The organism is Pedobacter chinensis (genome assembly GCF_003339865.1).
Classification (GTDB): Bacteria; Bacteroidota; Bacteroidia; order Sphingobacteriales; family Sphingobacteriaceae; genus Pedobacter; species Pedobacter chinensis.
The window spans coordinates 159,780-178,420 of sequence record NZ_QPKV01000006.1; the positions used below are offsets into that span (position 1 = coordinate 159,780).

At 36.6% G+C, this 18,641-nt stretch carries 13 protein-coding genes; 6 read left to right on the forward strand and 7 right to left on the reverse strand.

The window, feature by feature from the left end:
• The first annotated feature begins 101 nt into the window (after positions 1 to 101).
• The 4 genes from DU508_RS14995 (at position 102) to DU508_RS15010 (ending at position 3,090) form a co-directional block, all read left to right on the forward strand.
• Positions 102 to 518, forward strand: coding sequence for an OsmC family protein (locus DU508_RS14995; protein WP_115403624.1), 417 nt, complete (start codon positions 102 to 104; stop codon positions 516 to 518).
• Between the two features lie 154 nt (positions 519 to 672).
• A complete protein-coding gene (locus DU508_RS15000; protein ID WP_115403625.1) occupies positions 673 to 1,845 on the forward strand; it encodes a trans-sulfuration enzyme family protein in 1,173 nt (390 codons plus the stop codon).
• Positions 1,846 to 2,003: 158 nt separating this feature from the next.
• The gene (locus tag DU508_RS15005; protein WP_115403626.1) at positions 2,004 to 2,726 is read left to right on the forward strand and encodes a pirin family protein; all 723 of its coding nucleotides are present in this window, start codon (positions 2,004 to 2,006) and stop codon (positions 2,724 to 2,726) included.
• A 67-nt stretch (positions 2,727 to 2,793) separates the two neighbouring features.
• Complete coding sequence (locus tag DU508_RS15010; RefSeq protein WP_115403627.1) at positions 2,794 to 3,090, forward strand: response regulator; 297 nt, start codon at positions 2,794 to 2,796, stop codon at positions 3,088 to 3,090.
• A 183-nt stretch (positions 3,091 to 3,273) separates the two neighbouring features.
• Here the strand turns inward: DU508_RS15010 and DU508_RS15015 are convergent, their stop codons facing one another.
• From DU508_RS15015 to tgt, 5 genes are all read right to left on the reverse strand, one after another.
• Positions 3,274 to 3,552 (reverse strand): lipopolysaccharide assembly protein LapA domain-containing protein, encoded by a 279-nt coding sequence (locus DU508_RS15015; protein WP_115403628.1) that lies wholly within the window; start codon positions 3,550 to 3,552, stop codon positions 3,274 to 3,276.
• A 2-nt stretch (positions 3,553 to 3,554) separates the two neighbouring features.
• Complete coding sequence (locus DU508_RS15020) at positions 3,555 to 6,359, reverse strand: TolB family protein (protein WP_115403629.1); 2,805 nt, start codon at positions 6,357 to 6,359, stop codon at positions 3,555 to 3,557.
• Positions 6,360 to 7,667: 1,308 nt separating this feature from the next.
• The gene (locus tag DU508_RS15025; RefSeq protein ID WP_115403630.1) at positions 7,668 to 8,546 is read right to left on the reverse strand and encodes a DMT family transporter; all 879 of its coding nucleotides are present in this window, start codon (positions 8,544 to 8,546) and stop codon (positions 7,668 to 7,670) included.
• A 2-nt stretch (positions 8,547 to 8,548) separates the two neighbouring features.
• The gene (locus DU508_RS15030) at positions 8,549 to 9,652 is read right to left on the reverse strand and encodes an LptF/LptG family permease (protein ID WP_115403631.1); all 1,104 of its coding nucleotides are present in this window, start codon (positions 9,650 to 9,652) and stop codon (positions 8,549 to 8,551) included.
• Position 9,653: 1 nt separating this feature from the next.
• Positions 9,654 to 10,784 (reverse strand): tRNA guanosine(34) transglycosylase Tgt, encoded by a 1,131-nt coding sequence (tgt, locus tag DU508_RS15035; RefSeq protein WP_115403632.1) that lies wholly within the window; start codon positions 10,782 to 10,784, stop codon positions 9,654 to 9,656.
• Positions 10,785 to 10,976: 192 nt separating this feature from the next.
• On the opposite strand from tgt, the gene DU508_RS15040 reads away from it, so the two are divergent.
• Both DU508_RS15040 and rsmG read left to right on the forward strand, forming a co-directional pair.
• Entirely contained in the window at positions 10,977 to 12,104 is a 1,128-nt protein-coding gene (locus DU508_RS15040) for a glycosyltransferase (RefSeq protein ID WP_233509616.1), read from the forward strand.
• 23 nt (positions 12,105 to 12,127) lie between these two features.
• On the forward strand, positions 12,128 to 12,763 hold the full coding sequence (rsmG, locus tag DU508_RS15045) for a 16S rRNA (guanine(527)-N(7))-methyltransferase RsmG (protein WP_115403633.1): 636 nt from the start codon (positions 12,128 to 12,130) through the stop codon (positions 12,761 to 12,763).
• Positions 12,764 to 13,010: 247 nt separating this feature from the next.
• Here the strand turns inward: rsmG and DU508_RS15050 are convergent, their stop codons facing one another.
• Together DU508_RS15050 and smc are read right to left on the reverse strand one after the other, a co-directional pair.
• Positions 13,011 to 13,985 (reverse strand): M28 family peptidase, encoded by a 975-nt coding sequence (locus DU508_RS15050; protein WP_115403634.1) that lies wholly within the window; start codon positions 13,983 to 13,985, stop codon positions 13,011 to 13,013.
• 397 nt (positions 13,986 to 14,382) lie between these two features.
• On the reverse strand, positions 14,383 to 17,922 hold the full coding sequence (gene smc, locus DU508_RS15055) for a chromosome segregation protein SMC (protein WP_115403635.1): 3,540 nt from the start codon (positions 17,920 to 17,922) through the stop codon (positions 14,383 to 14,385).
• Between the last annotated feature and the right edge of the window lie 719 nt (positions 17,923 to 18,641).

The following is an 18,641-nucleotide window of genomic DNA, read 5'->3' on the forward strand; positions in this document are numbered from 1 at the left end:
GTTTGAATGCAAAAAATACTAAGAAATTGGATAAACATTTTGAGTAGTTATTTGGGCTTGTTGCCCGATACTAACTACTTAATACTAGAATACTAACAAAAATGAATATAAATCTCATCCGCAAAAGCGGTAAATTTAATTTTGAGGCAGAAAACGAGAGCGGTTTTACTGTTGAATTAGATGCAAAGGCTGCCATTGGTGGCGAGGGTAAAGGTTTCAGACCAATGGAAATGCTTTTGGTTGGCCTTGGTGGTTGCAGCGGAATTGACATGGTAAATGTGCTGACCAAGCAAAAAGAACCATTAGATGATATCAAAATTGCAATCAATGCAACCCGAAAAGATGAAGAAATGCCACCAATTTTTGATGTGATTGATATTCACTTCGATTTATTCGGGAATTTAAATGCTCAAAAAGTTGAACGTGCCTTAGCCATGACCTTTGATAAATATTGCTCCGTATCGAATATCTTAGGGCGCTCAGCAACAATTAATTTTACTTACAAAATAAACAAATAACAAGAAGTAAGTGTCAAGTAGCGAGTATCAAGTAGTGAGTATCAAGTATCAAGTGCGAAAGCCTAAAATGCATGATGCCAATTTTATACTCCATACAAAATCTTGATACTTGATACTCGCTACTTGATACTAAAATCTTGATACTAACAATAAAATGAAATCCGAAAATTTTGAAACCATAGCCATACGCACTCAAACCGAACGCAGTTCACACAAAGAACACTCTGCACCAATTTACCTGACATCGAGCTATAAGTTTGATGATGCAGAAGAAATGCGGGCGCTTTTTGCTAACGAGAAAGAAGGCAATGTATATAGCCGTTATTCAAATCCAAATACATCAGAATTTATAGAAAAAATGTGTTTGCTGGAAGGTGCTGAAGATGGTTTTGCAACGGCAACGGGAATGGCAGCCATTTTTACCACTTTTGGTGCTTTTTTAAAAGCTGGTGATCATATCATTTCCAGTCGGTCGGTTTTTGGCTCTACCCACCAGTTGCTTACCAATGTTTTCTCTAAATGGGGGATAACTTTTGATTATGCCGATTTGGATAAACCACAAGATTGGGAGGGATTGATTAAGCCTAATACGAAAATGATTTTCGTTGAAACACCTTCAAACCCTGGTATCGATATTATTGATTTAGCATTTTTAGGCGATTTAGCTAAAAAACATAACCAACTTCTTGTAGTGGATAACTGTTTTGCAACACCTTATTTGCAACAGCCGATTAAGTTGGGCGCACATATTTCCATTCATTCGGCTACGAAATACATCGATGGGCAAGGCCGTGTGCTTGGTGGAATTATTTTAGGAAGCAAGGATTTGATTGCAGAAGTAATTGGTTTTGCCCGCCACAGCGGACCCGCTTTGTCGCCTTTCAATGCCTGGATTTTATCGAAAAGCCTGGAAACTTTAGCCGTTCGTATGGATCGTCATTGCGAAAGTGCCTTAAAAGTTGCCGAATACTTAGAGAAACATCCTAAAATTAAATTGGTTAAGTATCCTTTTTTGCCATCGCATCCGCAGTATGAGATTGCAAAAAAGCAAATGAAACAGGGTGGTGGCATTGTGACCATCGTTGTTGATGGTGGTATAGAAGGCGCCCGCAAATTTATGGATGGATTGAAAATGTTCTCCATTTCTGCAAACCTTGCCGATACGCGTTCAATCGCCACGCATCCGGCAACGAGCACACACAGCAAGTTAACTGAAGAGGAGCGTAATATTGTTGGTATAGAGCAAGGATCTGTTCGTTTATCAATTGGTTTGGAACATATTAATGATATTCTTGCTGATATAGAGCAGGCGCTGGAAAACGCCTAACTGAGGGAATTCGATAGCGATGCGGTTTTAGCAAAACAATCGCTAAGAAGACTCCAGACTAATGACTCAGAACTCCAGACTAAAACTTTCTTACCCTACATCAATGCACAGGTTTAAAACCTGTAGTAAATTTGTATCATAAACAAGAAAGGAAATTTATGTCACAGTTTATTTTGCACAAAGAAAACACCAGAGGCCATGCCAATCATGGTTGGTTAAATGCACATCATTCATTCAGTTTTGCCAATTATTACAATCCTGAAAGAATGCATTTTGGAGTTTTGCGGGTTTTAAATGATGACTTGATTGATGGTGGTATGGGTTTTGGAACACATCCACATGATAATATGGAAATTATCACAATTCCATTGGCCGGAGCCATTGCACACAAGGATAGCATGGGAAATTCAGCAATAATTAAAAGCGGGGAAATCCAGGTAATGAGTGCAGGAACAGGCGTTAGCCATAGCGAGTTTAATGCTTTGGAAAACGAAAAATTAAGCTTGCTGCAAATCTGGTTATTCCCAAACAAGAAAAATGTTAGCCCACGTTACGATCAGATGGCTTTAGATGTGGATGCCCGCCGCAATAATTTTCAGCAGATTTTATCACCAAATGCAGATGATGCGGGCGTTTGGATTCATCAGGATGCCTGGTTTTCATTAGGTAAATTTGACGCCGGCTTTGAAACCGAATACAAAATCAAAAAAGCTGGGAACGGTGTTTATGCTTTTGTGATCAGCGGAGAAGTTACCATTAACGGCCAAACTTTAAGCAAAAGAGATGGTTTAGGTATTTGGGATACAGATAGTATTAATTTTAAAGCAAACTCTGCAGATGCAGAAGTGTTGTTAATGGATGTTCCGATGGAACTGAATTAATAAAAACATAATTTTTTATCAAACCTCGTAGGTTTCCAATGCTTACGAGGTTTATTAGTTTTAGAATATGCAAACTACCATACTTTATATCGGTCGGGATACAGAAATTACAGTTGTAATGAATCGCCTGTTAAATGCCAGGCCAGAATGGAAAGGCGTTTGCGTGTGCACTGATGAAGAGGCCATTTCTATTTGTGAGGAACAAGAAATTGATCTGGTTTTGCTGGGTAACGGCATCGACCCTGATGCAGAAAAAAGATTGAGAGCAAGGCTTTTGGAAATTAGACCAGATGTTAAAATCATTCAGCATTATGGTGGTGGAAGTGGCTTGCTTTATGGAGAAATCATGATCGCCTTAGGTTAATTGCTTTTTCAGCGTTTTGCAAAGGAAATGGAAACAGTACAATTACCGTGATTTCTAAACGGGTTCGGAGCGATACATTTTTGAAATTTGCAGCGACTTCGTTAACCTGTCATGCTGAGGCACGAAGCATCTGCATCCGATGAAACAGATGCTTCGTGCCTCAGCATGACAGAAATCTTAGACCTAACTAATATAATCTCTGTCTTCGTCGCTTAACTCTTTTTTATTTCCGGTTGCTTGATTTCTTTCAATCTCATCATCGTAGCTGCTCACTGTTTTTCTTGGACGGCCGGCAATGAAACCAATGATGAAGCCGATCACAATACACACACCGATCACTAAAAGTTTTGATACTGCAACCGTTGTAACCAGAAAGTCGAAATCGACAGGCTCGGTATTTACCATTAAAAATATGGTTAATAATGCAGTTAGGATGATGATAAAGATGGTTTTTCCGCTCATGATTAAAAGCTATAATTAAATGAAAACTCTAATATCGGATTTTGATTGTAAATTTTATTAACGAAAACCAATCTCGCCCCAACATTAATAACAGGTTGGTAGCGTAAAATGTTTAAACTGCTGTTCAATTCCACGCCATAAGTTTTCGGTTCGCCAATGCTGGTGTCTTTTCCAATGTTTTCGTAATGACAAAATAAGCCTGCCCTGAAATTCCTGACGTAAGCCAGCGGGCCCAGTTCCCAATCGGGGAAAGCAAAGGGAAAACGGTAATTAAAAAGCATGGTGTTTTGTAATTTACTTTTCGCAAGGATATTGTTGTAGCCGTAAACCGTGGCAATCTCTGTTGCGTATTGATTTACGCCACTTGCTTTCTGATAATTGAAGCTTGCCAGGAAAGAATGATTTTTGGCAAAACCAGGGAAATAAAAGAAACTTTCCAAAGCCAGAATTTCGCCTCCAAGATTTTCATCAAATGGTTGGTGGTTGTAAGTTGCTCTTAAAACCTGGGCCCATTTCGGCGCAATATCTCTTTCGGTGGTTCTGACACTGTGGTTAAAAGTAAAATTATATTCCATCGGGAATTTAAGCTCGCGGATGAAATTGACTGGCATGTTCTCTGGCATGTAGCGTTGCGTAAAACTGGTGGCTGCATTTAATGTAAAAGCATAGTTGTGATTTCTTGCATTGAACGATAACGGTATTGAAGTATTAAGCTTAATATAGTTCTCCCGCCAATCGCCTTGCTGTATAGCGTTTTTAGCTCGATAGAACGTTCGTTTTGGTCGGTTACGGTATAGAACACTAAAAACCGGATAAAGCGCCTTATAGCTAATATCTGCGGTGTATTCGAAACGCTTTAAATCGCGATGGTATTTTGCGCCCGTATAAAAATCCATTGTGTTCAATAAATTGTTCGATTGAAGCTCCAATCCAAAAACATATTCGTTATTGATCACTGGAATCACACTGTGAAAACTGAAAAGATTTAAGCCCTGGCGAAAACGTTTCGATTGGAAAGTACTGTCTGGAATATTGTCGAAAACATTGCCCGTGTTTTCCTGCTTTTCTGCTGCAACAGAAAAATCTACAAAATTATTTTCTCCCGTTATTTTCTCCGTAATTGCTTTCTCTGCAATTTCATATCCATTGATTTTATAGTCATTGAAAATGATCTTTCCATCTTCAGTTTCTGTCGGATTAAAGGCACCGTATTTTGAGCCGCTCAGTGCGCTGATTTTTTTTGTCTCGATATCAATGTCATAAATATTATCGATGCCATTGTAATGCGCATTAAAAACAATTTTATCGTCCATAAAAACCGGTCTGCTCAGTTGCTGCCTGCTGTTCGAAATGAGTTGTGTTTTTTTATCGCCTTCCATCAGCCACAAACTTTTTCCCTTCTCATTTACGCTGATGTAAGTAATCCGGTTTCTCGTTTTGTCAAAGGCCGGAGTTTGCAAAATTTCATTTTCAGGATTGGGGTAAGTTTTTAAAATCTTACCCGACGCAGCATCAATTTCAATAAGATTAAATTGATTGTTGAGCTCAACTTTTGCAGCGATGATTTTCTTTCCGTTTTCAGAAAGGGTGGGAGAGAAGAGCCGGCTTTTACTGCTTAGTTTTTTGAATTTTTTAGTCTTGAAATTATAGGAGCAAATCACACTGTAACTTCTCTGCTTATACCTCGGGTCATAGCGGATTTCATCCCAAACCAGTACATCATTTTTAAAGCTGAACCAGGGCTGTTCCTGATAACCAATTCCGAATAATTTTTGCTCTGTTTTATCTTTGTTTATAATGACGAAATATCTTGCATCCTGCTTACTTTCTTTAAGTGTAAGAATCTGATTTTCGTTTAACCGAACAGGCAGAAAATAATTGGTGGCAAGCAAGGTTTTTTTGTTTAAGCTTTCATAATTTTCTGCAGCAGTTTTTTCATTCTGAAGCATCCAGTTTTCTTCCAGTTTTTCTTGCGTGGAAAGGAAATATTTTCTTGTATTTTTTCCGGTATATTTTTTCAGGCTTTGCGAAAATGGGTAAAGCCTTAATGGCCTTTTTCTGATGTCGCCAAGTAAGCTGTCGGAAATGAACTGCCCGTATTTTTCTTTTATGTCAGCTACCATTAAATAACCGGTTTGATAGTAACCCGGTGTTACATCTTTATTCGACCCAAAATATGCTTTGCTGTACGAGAATTTTTTGCCCTCCAAAATTGAAGTCCGAAAAGGCATGATCCAATTTGGTTGACGACCACGTCCGGATTCGGTCAAAGCTGTTTCGTTCACAACTGCATCACCCTCGAAAAACCAGGTTGGTATTGCTGCTCCAAAATAAGCGAAGTAAACCAGTTCAGGAAAAGGGTGTGCTTGTGTTCCTGTCAATTTGTCAAACTGTGCAATGTGTCGAAGTTCATGTACGGCAAGGTTGTTTAGCCAATCCTGGCTATCGAAGTATTGCGGTGGTGTTGCATAAAATTCAGACTTCTTTGGACCGAGTTGAACAAAGCCATTTGCTATGGTTCCTCGGTTCTGCAACAGCAGTGGAATGGTAGTGTTTTGTTGCCTTAAACCAAGCCCGATTTTTGGATAGATATAGGGTAGGGTATTGGCCATTCTTTGTGCTTCTTTTTCCAGTTCTTTTGGATAGATGATTTTAAAGCCTGCTGATTGAATATAGTTCCATTTTACACTAAGTGGGTTTTGTGCAGTACTGAAAATCTGCCCAAAAACCGATAGTGAAATAAAACTTAATGTAATTGTACTTAAGTATCTGATAAATAGTTTTTTGTTTACTTTGTTTAAACCCATCTGATGTGAATGCTAAAATATTTAGTTTTATGGAATTTTATAAGTTTAATTTTTGTTGATTTTTTATTTATGTGTATTTACTTAAATAACTGATTTTTAATTTTATATATTTTTTACTTAAATCGACTTATCTAATTAAAAATCATTTATATTTTACAGTTTTAAGGCATCTGAATGATGGTTTTATTAAAAATATATTCTTCTTTTAAACCGCTCTTAATTTACACTTATTAATCGGTTTTCCTTGAAAATTTTTACTCCATTTTTGAATTTATAACATGATGAACGTTGACAAAACTCGAGCCTTTTGTCTTAAAATTTCAACGCTTATCTTATTGTTTCAACTCATTTTGTTGAGATAAATGGTTGGTTCTTTACCATTGATTTCTCAAGAAAAAGGATTCTCAAAAAAGGATTTTACTTGGGTAATTTTGCGTAAAAAAGTAACACCACTAATGTTATTCTTGACCACTTTTTTAATCAATGAATTGGCATTTTTATAAACAACTGTGATTGCTTATTTTTTTAATTTGCTGACGAAATGTCTGTGTTTTTTTCTGTGCTTCCAATCTATTTAATTTCAGACCAGTTGATTGTTCTTTCTTTTATGCGCTGAAAATGTAGGCCAAAAAAGGTGTTTTCAGTTAGGAATTACTCCTCACAATCTTTTGATTACTCCGTTTTTAATTAAGAATAATATCAATTTTCTTACAAATCACATTGTTATTTTTGCTCGATAAGTATGTTTTCTGATAGTTTTAGGAGGTAAAAACGCCCTGAATAATCAATTCTAATCGTATTTCCTTGCGATATTTGAGTATTCAGTAATGATTTTAATATTTTGGACGAAAATGGAAATTTAAGATTTAATCAATTGAATAACATACTGTTATGTTGTTTTATTAAGCGGTTTTAGCTGCTTGCTCAGATTTGTTATGCTTTATGAAAATCTCGTTTGATTGCTTATTTTATTATGGAATTTTATGCTAAATATAACTTTGCTTTAGTGTTTTCAATGCTGTAAACTACATCTAATTGATAAGAGTATCGGAGATAATAACTTTGTTATTATTGACAAAATTTTGCGTTTGATTGCAACATTTTATGATGGTTGAATGAGTTAGATGATGCACTAAAATGAATGCAATTTTGTTATGCTTCTATCCATTAATCTATGCCAGATCAATTCGTTTAATAGCTTATAAAAATTCCTTTTAAGGTGTAAATATTTCAGGTAATATGAGTGGTTTATATGCCCGATATTTTACGGTTCAATGTATAGGAATAGCCTTGAAAAAGTAAATTTTCCTATTGCTTGTTTTGTCTCTTTTTGTAAATCGGATAAAGGAATATCGCACCTAAAATAATGACTGCTCCGATGTAAAAACCACCTGTCATTTGTTCTTTATTTTTGAAGAAAAGGAAGGCTAAAAGAATGCCGTAAACAGGCTCCAGATTGGTAACCAAAGCTACGCGAAAAGCAGATAAAGTTCGCATTACCGACACGCCAGCTACATAGGCTACGGAGGTGCAAAGTGTTCCTAAAATGCCGATATAAAACCAGTCTCTTGTGTTTAAGTTAAAGGCAGAATTGACTAAAGATCCATAGTACAAGCGGTATAAAGTAATCCAGAAAAGTCCGCCAATCAATTCATAAAAACCGATGATGGAAGGTTCACTTTTTTGAACCAGGGTAGAGTTTATGGTAGAGAAAAGACTTGAGGCAACAGCGGCAAGAAGTCCGAAAATAATACCTAAAGTATACTGGCTTTCGAATTTAAAGATCATATAAATCCCCAGAATAATTAAGAGTCCGATTAAAATATCGCCCATTTGAATAGGCTGTTTTTTAATTAAAGGTTCCAGAATTGCCGTAAATAAAGTAAAAGAAGATAGGCAAACCAGCGTAACTGAAACGGTAGAAACTTTAATGGCATGGAAGAAAAATATCCAGTGAACAGCTACAATTCCTCCGGTTAAAAAGAATTGTATAAACTGTTTTTTGGAGATTTTTATATTCTTTTTGGTGATCAAAAACCAGGCGAAAAGGGTGGATGTTGCAATCAATACCCGATACCAAACCAGTGGCACAGCATCAATAGAAATCACTTTGCCGAGTACGCCTGTAAATCCCCAGATGAGTACAGTTAAGTGAAGAATAATTAAGTTTTTTTTATTGATGTCCATCGCTATTTTGGAGCTCTTCTCAGCAGGTAAATGCCTAAAATTCCGAATACAATTGTTGGTAGTAATACGGCTATAAAAGGAGGTAATCCACCCTTTGTAGAAAACATCTGTGTAAATTGATTGAATACGATGTATGCGAAACTGATGAATATTCCTATACCGAGGGAAACACCAACGCCCCCACGCACTTTACGTGAAGATAAAGCCACACCGATGAGCGTAAGAATATAAGCTGAAAGTGGATGCAGATATCGTTTATATTTTTCAAATTCGAGATCGTTCATCACTCCTGTACCACGAATTTTTTCTTTTTTAATCTTCTCTGAAAGCTCTTTCGTAGACAGGTTTTGAATCACATTATCATAGGCTGAAAAATCATCAGGGCGCATATCCAAAATCGTATCCTTAAGTTTTCCGTTTCCATACACCATTGACTCTTTCAGTCCATCAATTTTACGGATTGAATAATTGCTCAACTGCCATTTTCTCTTGGTCGAATCCCATTTTATATTGTCTGCAACAATCTTTTTAACCAGTATATCGCCGTTAAAATTATCTAAAGAGAATCTGTATCCGTAGTTGGTTTTATTATCAAAACTTTCAATATATATGTAGGTTTTGTCGTCTAATTTCATGTGGATATTAGACTTGGTAGATGGATCGTTTCGTTTTACGTAGGTGTTTTCGAAAGAATTTTTTAATGTATTGGTATAGGGTAATATGTACAGATTTGATACAAGATTCGCTGAAAATATAACGGAAGCAGATATAAAATAAGGAAATAAAAACCGGTTAAAGCTTACCCCTCCACTCAAAATAGGAACGATTTCTGTTTGATCGGCCATTTTAGCGGTAAAGAAAATCACCGCAATAAAATTGATTAAAGGGGAAAGCATGTTCACATAAAAAGGGATAGAACCAGCGTAGTATTTGGATAGCACTCCCCAAAAACTTAGACCGCTTTTCATAAAATCATCCATCTTTTCTGATAGATCGAAAACAATAATGATGATCACAAAAATAGCCAGGGTGTAAATGAAGGTACCCAGGTATTTACCGATAATATATTGATCGATGATTTTTATCTTTCCTTTTAATTGATTCATTTTACAGTTTATTGCCTAAAACTTTTATCATTTTGTTTTTCCACTCATAAAACTCCCCGGAAATTATTTTCTCACGAGCCTGTTTTACCAGCCATAAATAAAAATGTAAGTTGTGTAGTGTAGCAATTTGCGCTCCAAGCATCTCATTGCTATGAACCAAATGCCTTAAATATGCTTTGCTTGTGACTAAATCAGCATGTAAATCGCTTTCAGCATCTAAAGGAGAAAAGTCATTTTCCCACTTTTTATTTCTAATGTTAATGATGCCATTTCTGGTAAAGAGCATTCCATTACGTGCATTTCGTGTAGGCATCACACAGTCGAACATATCTACGCCAAGGGCAATATTCTCCAAAATATTAATAGGAGTGCCCACTCCCATTAAATAACGTGGTTTATCATATGGCAATATATCGCAAACTACTTCTGTCATGGCGTACATTTCTTCAGCGGGCTCACCAACTGATAAACCACCAATTGCATTGCCCTCACGTTCCATACTGGCAATAAATTCTGCAGATTTAATTCTTAAATCTTTATATACAGAACCTTGCACAATAGGGAATAAGGTTTGGTCAAAACCATATTTTGGTTCGGTATTATCAAAGTGAGTACAGCAACGTTTTAACCACCGATGCGTCATTTTGATAGATTCTGCTGCATAAGTATAATCGCAAGGATACGGAGTGCACTCATCAAAAGCCATAATAATATCTGCACCAATGGTTCGCTGAATATCCATTGCGTATTCAGGTGTAAACAAGTGTTTTGAGCCATCGATATGCGAATTAAAAGTTACCCCTTCTTCTTTAATCTTGCGCACTTTGCTTAAAGAATATACCTGATAACCACCGCTATCTGTCAAAATCGGGCGATCCCAGCCAATAAACTGATGTAAACCTCCAGCTTTTTCAAGAATATCTAATCCTGGCCTTAAATATAAGTGATATGTATTGCCAAGAATGATTTGAGCGTCGATGTCTTCTTTAAGCTCACGCTGATGAACCGCTTTCACTGTTCCAGCTGTGCCTACAGGCATAAATATTGGTGTTTGTATTTCGCCGTGAGCAGTGGTTACTGTTCCTGCCCTGGCTTTTGATAATGGGTCGTTAGCCTGTAAAGTAAATTTCATATAGGATGCAAAAGTAGCAAATTTAACACACCTATATATACTGTTAACTAGTTTAATGGCTTAATTCAAACAATAATCATTTGCTACAATTAGCCTGATATTTTAATATTAAATAATATTCCACATGTTTTTTTCAACATAAGGGATATTGCAGATTAAAAATGAGAAATTTGCGCCTATTATTTTACCATCGTGATATTAACCCTACTTGAAATTATATTGCTCTCGATCCTGGCTTTTTGCCTTTTGGTGCAGTTATATTATGTTCTTTTTATACACCTAAAATTAGCAAATGCTAAAATTGAGGAAATTCCTTTATCAGCCAGAAAGCCTTGCAGTGTAATCATTTGTGCACGTAATGAAATGGCCAACCTGGAACAGTATCTTCCAACCATTTTAAATCAGAACTATCCTGAATTTGAAGTGGTAGTAGTAAATGATCGCTCATGGGATGGTACCGAAGAATTTCTGGAAGCCTGGGAAAAGAAATTCAGCAACCTCAAAGTGGTTAAAATTCTGGATAATGATAAATTTATCGCTGGCAAAAAATTCGCAGTAACGATGGGAATTAAAGCTGCAAAATACGACTGGCTGGTTTTTACGGATGCTGATTGTACACCTGCATCTGAAAATTGGTTAATGGATATGCAACAGCCAGTTAATGAAGATGTTGATATTTTGTTAGGTTATTCGCCATACCTGAAACGGAGAGGTTTATTAAATGCTTTAATTCGATTTGAAACCTTTTTTACAGCTGTGAATTATTTGGGTTTTGCTTTAAAAGGCATGCCGTATATGGGCGTTGGCCGAAACATGGCATACAAGAAATCTCTTTTTTTCAAAAATAAGGGCTTTGCGGCCCACATGCATATTCCATCAGGAGATGATGATTTGTTTGTGAACGCTCATGCCAGCAAATACAATACGGAAATAAGGTTGCATCAAGATAGTCATGTATGGAGCGAGCCTAATCGTACCTGGAGTGGTTATCTCAAACAGAAAAAGCGCCATTTTGGAGCAGGGAAACTTTATAAAGCTAAACACAAATTTATTTTAAGCCTGCAAATCATATTTCAATTTCTATTTTATGGATTTTTTGCAGGCTGTATGTTTTTAAGCAGAGAAGCACAATATATTGCTGGCGGAATCCTTTTGTTAAGCATTATCATCAGGTCTTTTGTCTATCCGAAATTACTGAAACGACTAAACTATGGAGATTTGCGTTGGTGGTTCCCGATATTAGATATACTTTTGTTTCTATTTTTAACTTTGAACGGATTTTTAGCCATGTTTGGCAAGAAAAAAGTAAATTGGAAATAAGTTGCAAACTTTAAGAATTATATATGGCTGATGTAAAACCCGATATCATTTTAAAATATTTTCCTGGTTTAACCGAAAAACAAATTGCACAATTTTCGCAATTGTTTGATTTATACAGTTTCTGGAATGCACAGATCAATGTAATTTCAAGGAAAGATATTGAAGAACTTTACGAACGCCATGTTTTACATTCGCTAGGAATAGCAAAAGTTTGCACTTTTAAAGCTGGCGAATCTGTTTTGGATGTTGGAACAGGTGGTGGTTTTCCTGGTATTCCACTGGCGATTTTATTTCCTGAAACACAGTTTCATTTAGTAGACTCTATTGGAAAAAAGATCAAAGTTGTTAAGGAAGTTGCCGCTGCTTTAGGATTAGAAAACTTAAAAGCGGATCATTTAAGGGCTGAACAAATTAAAGACAAATTCAATTTTGTAGTTTCAAGAGCGGTTACACGTTTAGGAGAATTTTATCCCTGGATTCAGGGGAAATTCAAAAAGGATTCATTAAATGCTATTCCAAATGGAATTTTATATTTAAAAGGTGGTGATTTAACAGCAGAAATTGCAGCATCAAAACTGAAAGCAGAATTGTATCCGCTTTCAGCATATTTTGAAGAAGATTTTTTTGAAACTAAATATGTGGTGTATGTGCCGCAGTAGTTATTGATAATCAATTTCTTGTTTATTTTTATTGGACAAATCCGGAATCTGATTCCCGATTTGTCCGATTTTTACATAATCTTCTTCCTGACTTTTCTTTACTTATGGCTCAATGGGTAATAGCATATCCCTTACAACTACAGTGAATGCTGTAAAAAATCGCTAAAACGTTTGGTAACCGATAAATAAAAATATAGAAGGGGCCTTTTTTAGATAGCCTACTAATGTTAATTTATAGGGTGTTTTTTTAAAACTTATTCACTTTCTGAGGATTATCTGTCATGATCATTTTATCTTTTAATGATTGCTGCAAACCTGTTTGTTTATCTACACTTTTAACAACCTCTAAAACTGTGTTTGCGGCATCGCTAAAAAACTGTTTTGTGATGGTCGAATATTCGTCTGTTGCTTTGTGGTAATCTTTATGGTCTTCAACTCCAAAGTATAAAAATGGAATATTTTTGGCGTTAAAAGCTCCTTGATCGCTTTGGTTTGTCCAATCATCGTGGCCAAGTTTAGGATCGTCATGGCCTAAAATAACCTTAATATCTTTTCTGGTAGTATCTACATATTTTTTTAATTCGGGGTATTTGAATGTTCCACAAATATAAAGCTCTCCTTTATCGCTGTGGCTAATCATATCCATATTTAAATTGATTGCAATGGTATTGATATTAACAGGAGGATTAGCTACAAATGCTTTTGCGCCCTGTAAACCCATTTCTTCTGCATCAAAGGCCGCAAAAATGATGGTGTTGTTCGGTTTGTTTTTAGCAAAATATGCTGCAATTTTTAATAAACCCGCTGTTCCTGATGCATTATCATCAGCACCATTGAATACTTCATTTTTAACTACACCCAAATGATCATAGTGTGCTGATACGACGATTACGTTTGTTCCCTTTCCTGGAATATAACCAATAATGTTGGTGCCGTTTATTTTTGCTCCACCTCTTGAATTAAAAGTAAATTCCTGTGCATAGTTTACATTTTGAGGATAAGATTTAATTCCCAGCTTTTGGAAACGGTCAATAATATAGGCTCTTGCCATTTCGGCACCTTTTGTACCCGTTTTTCTACCCTGATAGGCATCAGAGGAAAGAATTTCCACATCTCTGAGTAACTGGGTATCCAACTTGCCAGAGCCTGCTGTAGTTTGATTTTTTACTGATGAACAGCAGCTTAGCATTATCGCTAAGGGAATAATATATAGGATTTTCATTTATTTTTCTTTTCGTCATTGCTTTGTGCCTCGCAATGACGTGGTGTTTAAATTTTTATAAAGATATTAATTATTGGGATATTGAATGAAAAACGCTGTTTATAATGCTGTATTGCGTTCTTAAACCTGATGGGAGCGGAAATACTTTTTATTTGCAGCAATTTTGAATATGCTATCAATGCTGAGGCACGAAGCATCTCCAACCGATGGAACCGACGTTTCTTGCCTCGGCACTGACAGAAGTTATAAAAAGATTGTAGTGTACAGCAGGGCTAAAGCCTGCCAAGGGTTGTGGCTTTCATTTTCAAATAGAAATCTCTAAACAGATTGCTTCATCGGCTGAAAAAGCCTTCTCACAATGACGATTAGTAGATTTTTACCCTCAACCTTTCTCCCCTTAAGCTGCAACTTCTCTTAAGTCGACGGCAACCACTCTTGAAACACCTTGCTCTACCATGGTTACTCCATAAATAATATCGGTGCTGGCAATGGTTCGTTTATTATGTGAAACGATGATAAACTGCGATTGATCGGAAAATTTGCGGATAATATTATTGAATTTATCGATGTTGGTATCATCCAACGGTGCATCAACCTCATCAAAAATACAAAATGGTGCGGGTTTTAAGAGGTATAATGAAAATAATAAGGCAGTAGCTGTTAAGGTTTTTTCCCCACCAGATAACTGATTGATGGAAAGCGGTCTTTTTCCCTTCGGACGGGCAACAATGTCAATGTCAGCTTCCAATGGATTATTAATATCAGAGAGAATCAAGTCGCAGCTATCTTCTTCGTTGAAAAGGGAGCGAAAAACAACAATAAAGTGTTCTCGTGCCTGGGTAAACGCTTGCATGAATTTATCTTTTGCAGTATCGTCAATTTCTTTGATGGTTTGCAAAAGGTCAGCTTTGGCAGCATTTAAGTCTTTTTTCTGATTTTGGATGAATATATACCGCTCTTCCATTTCTTTAAAAGCTTCCATGGCCATAGAGTTAATGGCGCCGAATTCATCCAGTTGACGTTTCATTTTTTCAACTTTCTGCCTGATTTCGAATTCACTTTCTAAAGCCTCGATTTCGGTTTCCGTTTCTAAAAGATCGTTAATATCTATATTAAATTCTACAGACAGGCGTTCTTTTAAAGCATTTAAATCAATCTTTAAAGCATTCTTTTTATCTTTAATTTCGGTTAATAGAAAATCTGTTTCTTCCCGGTTTTTGCGAATATTGGTCAGGTTGTTTTCAATCTCATTGATATTGCCTTTACTCTCAAAATATTCTTTTTCGGCTTCTGCGAGGCCCTTTTCCATTTCCTCCCGTTGTTGATACATGTCTAAAAGCGTATCGTCACTTAAATCGGTATGTTGTAAAGTAGCCGTTATTTGGGTTAAAGTTTCCTGCAGTTCTTTATCATTTTGAGCAATTCGCTTATTCAACGCTTCTTCCTGTACGAAACGATAATCTAAATCCTTTTCCAATCCAGACAACTTATTTTGTTGCTGATGGAAGCGGATATTATCCTGGTTATATTTCCCCGCAGATTCATTTACCTGATCGGCAACTTCCTGATAATTAAGTTGTTGTTCCTGCAGGTTTAAATGATCTTGCTGTTGTTTCTTTTGCAGTTCAACCAGGGCTGGTAGCTTTTCAGAAAGAGATTGCTCTATCGAAACAATTTTTTGAGCGATATCTGTTTTGCGGTTTTCACTCGTGGTAATAAATTCCTGATATTGATCGCGACGTGTTTGAACTGAAATATGTTCGTTGTTTAGCCGGTTAAGTTCTTGTTGTAAAGCATTAATCTGATTGATTTTTGATGCCTCCTTAAGGTTGAAGATATTGTCGGTTTCTGTAGCAATTGCTGTATTGTATTGATTAATCAGCGATTCAGAGGTTTTGATTTCTTTCGCCAAATTCTCCAAATTCTTTGCACGTCCGATTCTTTTTCCCTCAAACAAACCAACAGATCCGCCTGCCAAAGTAAACTTGGTTTGTGCGTACTTGCCATTTTTAGCCAGAATGGTTAAGCTTTCAGTTGATGATTCTTTGAAAATATTTTCCTGCTCGGCAACTGCGATATATACACTTTGTAAAAGTAAATTGCAAAGGTGCTGGTACTTTTTATCAACCTCAATAACAGACAAGGCAGAAATTAAACCTTCATGATTTCGGAGGACAGGATTTTTATCTGGAATATTCTCCAGGATAAAAAAATTAGCCCGTCCACGGCTAGCGTCAGTTAAAAGATTAATTGCTTGTACCGCGTCACGGTATTGATCAACCACATAATGGTTCATTACAGGTTCAAGATAGTTTTCTATCGCAATCCGATAATCTTCATTACAAAATAAAATATCGGATAGGAGTAAGGCACTTTTGGCAAAAGCATTATTCTTTTTAAGGAAACGAATGGATTCTGGAAAACCTTCCAGGCTATCAACCAACGATTTTGTAAGGTTATACTCGTTTTGTTTAGCGTCTTTTTTGCGGTTCTCGGCCGTTAGTTTTTCTTTATTTGAATTTAAATTAACTTCTGATTCAGCAAGTTTTTCTTTTAAAACTTCTTCAGCTTCTTTGAGTTGTTTTATATGGCTTTGTTTTTCAGAAACCTGAATATCAAGTTCAGCCAAAGCATGGTCAAAGGCCTTTAATTCTAATGTTTTGGTTTCAGTATCATCAACATTTCTGTTGGTTTCCTGCACTAAAGCATCTTTTTGAATATTCAGAATATCAATTTCTTTTTGCGATTGATAAACCTGATTTTGCAAGTCGTTAACTGATTTAACCAGGTTGTCAATTCTGTTTTTCTCGGTCTGCTGTTGTTCGCGAAGTGTATCAAGGGTGGATTTGAGCAGTTTTAAATCAGATTCCAAACGGTTGAAAACCGCTGTTTCGGTTAAAACTTCTTCGTTTAAACGCTTGATGTTGTATTTGATATGGTTAACCTGATTTTTATCTTTTTCCAATTCGCCAGATAAACGGGTTTCTTTTTCCTGTAAGAAACGCATTTGCTCGTTTTTTACTTTCTTTTCACTTTCGTAAGCGCGAATTTTCGAAACCAGTTCATTGGTTGCTTTTTGTTGAACAGATAAGTTTTTTTCCTGATGGATACTTTCCAGTTTAAGCTTTTGCAAATCAGCTTCCTGGGTATCAATCTTCGTGCTCAATTCGGTCCTTAAAACCTGCTGACTTTGTTCCTGGGTTTCAAGTGCGTTTAAATCGGTGCGGAAAAAAGCGATTCGATGAGTAGCGAGCTGAACACTTAACTCACGGTATTGCTCTTTTAATTTATAATAGCGTTCAGCTTTTCTAGCCTGACTTTCCAGCGTTTTTAAATTCTTCTCAATCTCGAAAAGTAAATCTTCAACACGCTCTAAATCGGCTTCAGTATCTTTTAACTTATTAAAAGTTTGTTTCTTGCGCAACTTGTATTTAGAAATTCCCGATGCTTCTTCAAACAAGGAACGGCGACTATGCTCTTTATTGGTAATGATTTCATCGACCATTTTCAGTTCAATAATGGAGTAACTGTCTGAGCCAATTCCAGTATCCAGAAATAAGTCGGTAATATCTTTTAAGCGGCATTGTACATCATTTAAGCGGTATTCGCTATCGCCATTTCGGTATAATTTTCTGGTAACAGTAACTTGCGAATAAGCTGTTGGAAGAATATTTTTAGTATTGTCAAAGCTTAAAGAAACCTCGGCTAATTGTGCTTGCTTGCGGTTTTTTGTGCCATTAAAAATAATGTTCTCCATCTTTTCAGAGCGTAAAGCCTTGGTGCTTTGTTCGCCCAGAACCCAACGCATGGCATCAATTACATTCGATTTTCCGCAACCATTTGGTCCAACGATAGCCGTAACACCTTCATTAAAGTTGATGGTTACTTTATCGCCAAAACTCTTAAATCCTTTAATTTCTAATCGAGTAAGTTGCATGGTTTGTATTCGGAGAACCGAGCCCAATAATAGGGATAATTTTGGGGTTTTTCAAACTTGGATTTTAGGTTTAACCGCAAAGAACGCAAAGTTTTTCGCAAAGAAAGGAAAGATTTTTTACCACAGCGCATACAGAGGTTTTCACAGAAGTCATGAAGGTTTAAACCTCTCCCTATGAAAGGTAGAGGCGGGGCGCATTGGTGGCGTCCCTCTCCTTGAAGAGAGGGATTTGAGAGCAGTAGTTAAAACCCAACGGTTCAAACCACAAACCTTTGTTTCCCTCTCTTCAAGGAGAGGGACAGCACAAAAGAGCCTAAACCATGAACTTTAATAGGGATAGGTAAAGGTTTTTTAACAAGATTGCCACGGAAGCACAGATTAACACGGAATCGAGTTCATTATTGTTTCAGTGCATTCCGTGTTTCCGCGGCAAATAATATCTGCGTCTTTACCTACCAATGGTTCAAGCACAAAAGAGCCTAAACCATGAACTTTGACAGGGAGAGGTTTTTAACAAGATTGCCACGGAAACACAGATCAACACGGAGTCGGGTTCATTATTGTTTCAGTGCGTTCCGTATTTCTGCGGCAAATAATATCTGCGTCTTTACCTACCAATGGTTCAAGCCACAAACTTTGTTTCCCTCTCTTCAAGGAGAGGGACAGCACAAAAGAACCTAAACCATGAACTTTGATAGGGAGAGGTTTTTAACAAGATT

Coding starts and splice junctions, on each gene's coding strand:
- DU508_RS14995 (WP_115403624.1), top strand. CDS start 102: ATGAATATAAATCTCATCCGCAAAAGCGGTAAATTTAATTTTGAGGCA.
- DU508_RS15000 (WP_115403625.1), top strand. CDS start 673: ATGAAATCCGAAAATTTTGAAACCATAGCCATACGCACTCAAACCGAA.
- DU508_RS15005 (WP_115403626.1), top strand. CDS start 2,004: ATGTCACAGTTTATTTTGCACAAAGAAAACACCAGAGGCCATGCCAAT.
- DU508_RS15010 (WP_115403627.1), top strand. CDS start 2,794: ATGCAAACTACCATACTTTATATCGGTCGGGATACAGAAATTACAGTT.
- DU508_RS15015 (WP_115403628.1), bottom strand. CDS start 3,552: ATGAGCGGAAAAACCATCTTTATCATCATCCTAACTGCATTATTAACC.
- DU508_RS15020 (WP_115403629.1), bottom strand. CDS start 6,359: ATGGGTTTAAACAAAGTAAACAAAAAACTATTTATCAGATACTTAAGT.
- DU508_RS15025 (WP_115403630.1), bottom strand. CDS start 8,546: ATGGACATCAATAAAAAAAACTTAATTATTCTTCACTTAACTGTACTC.
- DU508_RS15030 (WP_115403631.1), bottom strand. CDS start 9,652: ATGAATCAATTAAAAGGAAAGATAAAAATCATCGATCAATATATTATC.
- tgt (WP_115403632.1), bottom strand. CDS start 10,784: ATGAAATTTACTTTACAGGCTAACGACCCATTATCAAAAGCCAGGGCA.
- rsmG (WP_115403633.1), top strand. CDS start 12,128: ATGGCTGATGTAAAACCCGATATCATTTTAAAATATTTTCCTGGTTTA.
- DU508_RS15050 (WP_115403634.1), bottom strand. CDS start 13,985: ATGAAAATCCTATATATTATTCCCTTAGCGATAATGCTAAGCTGCTGT.
- smc (WP_115403635.1), bottom strand. CDS start 17,922: ATGCAACTTACTCGATTAGAAATTAAAGGATTTAAGAGTTTTGGCGAT.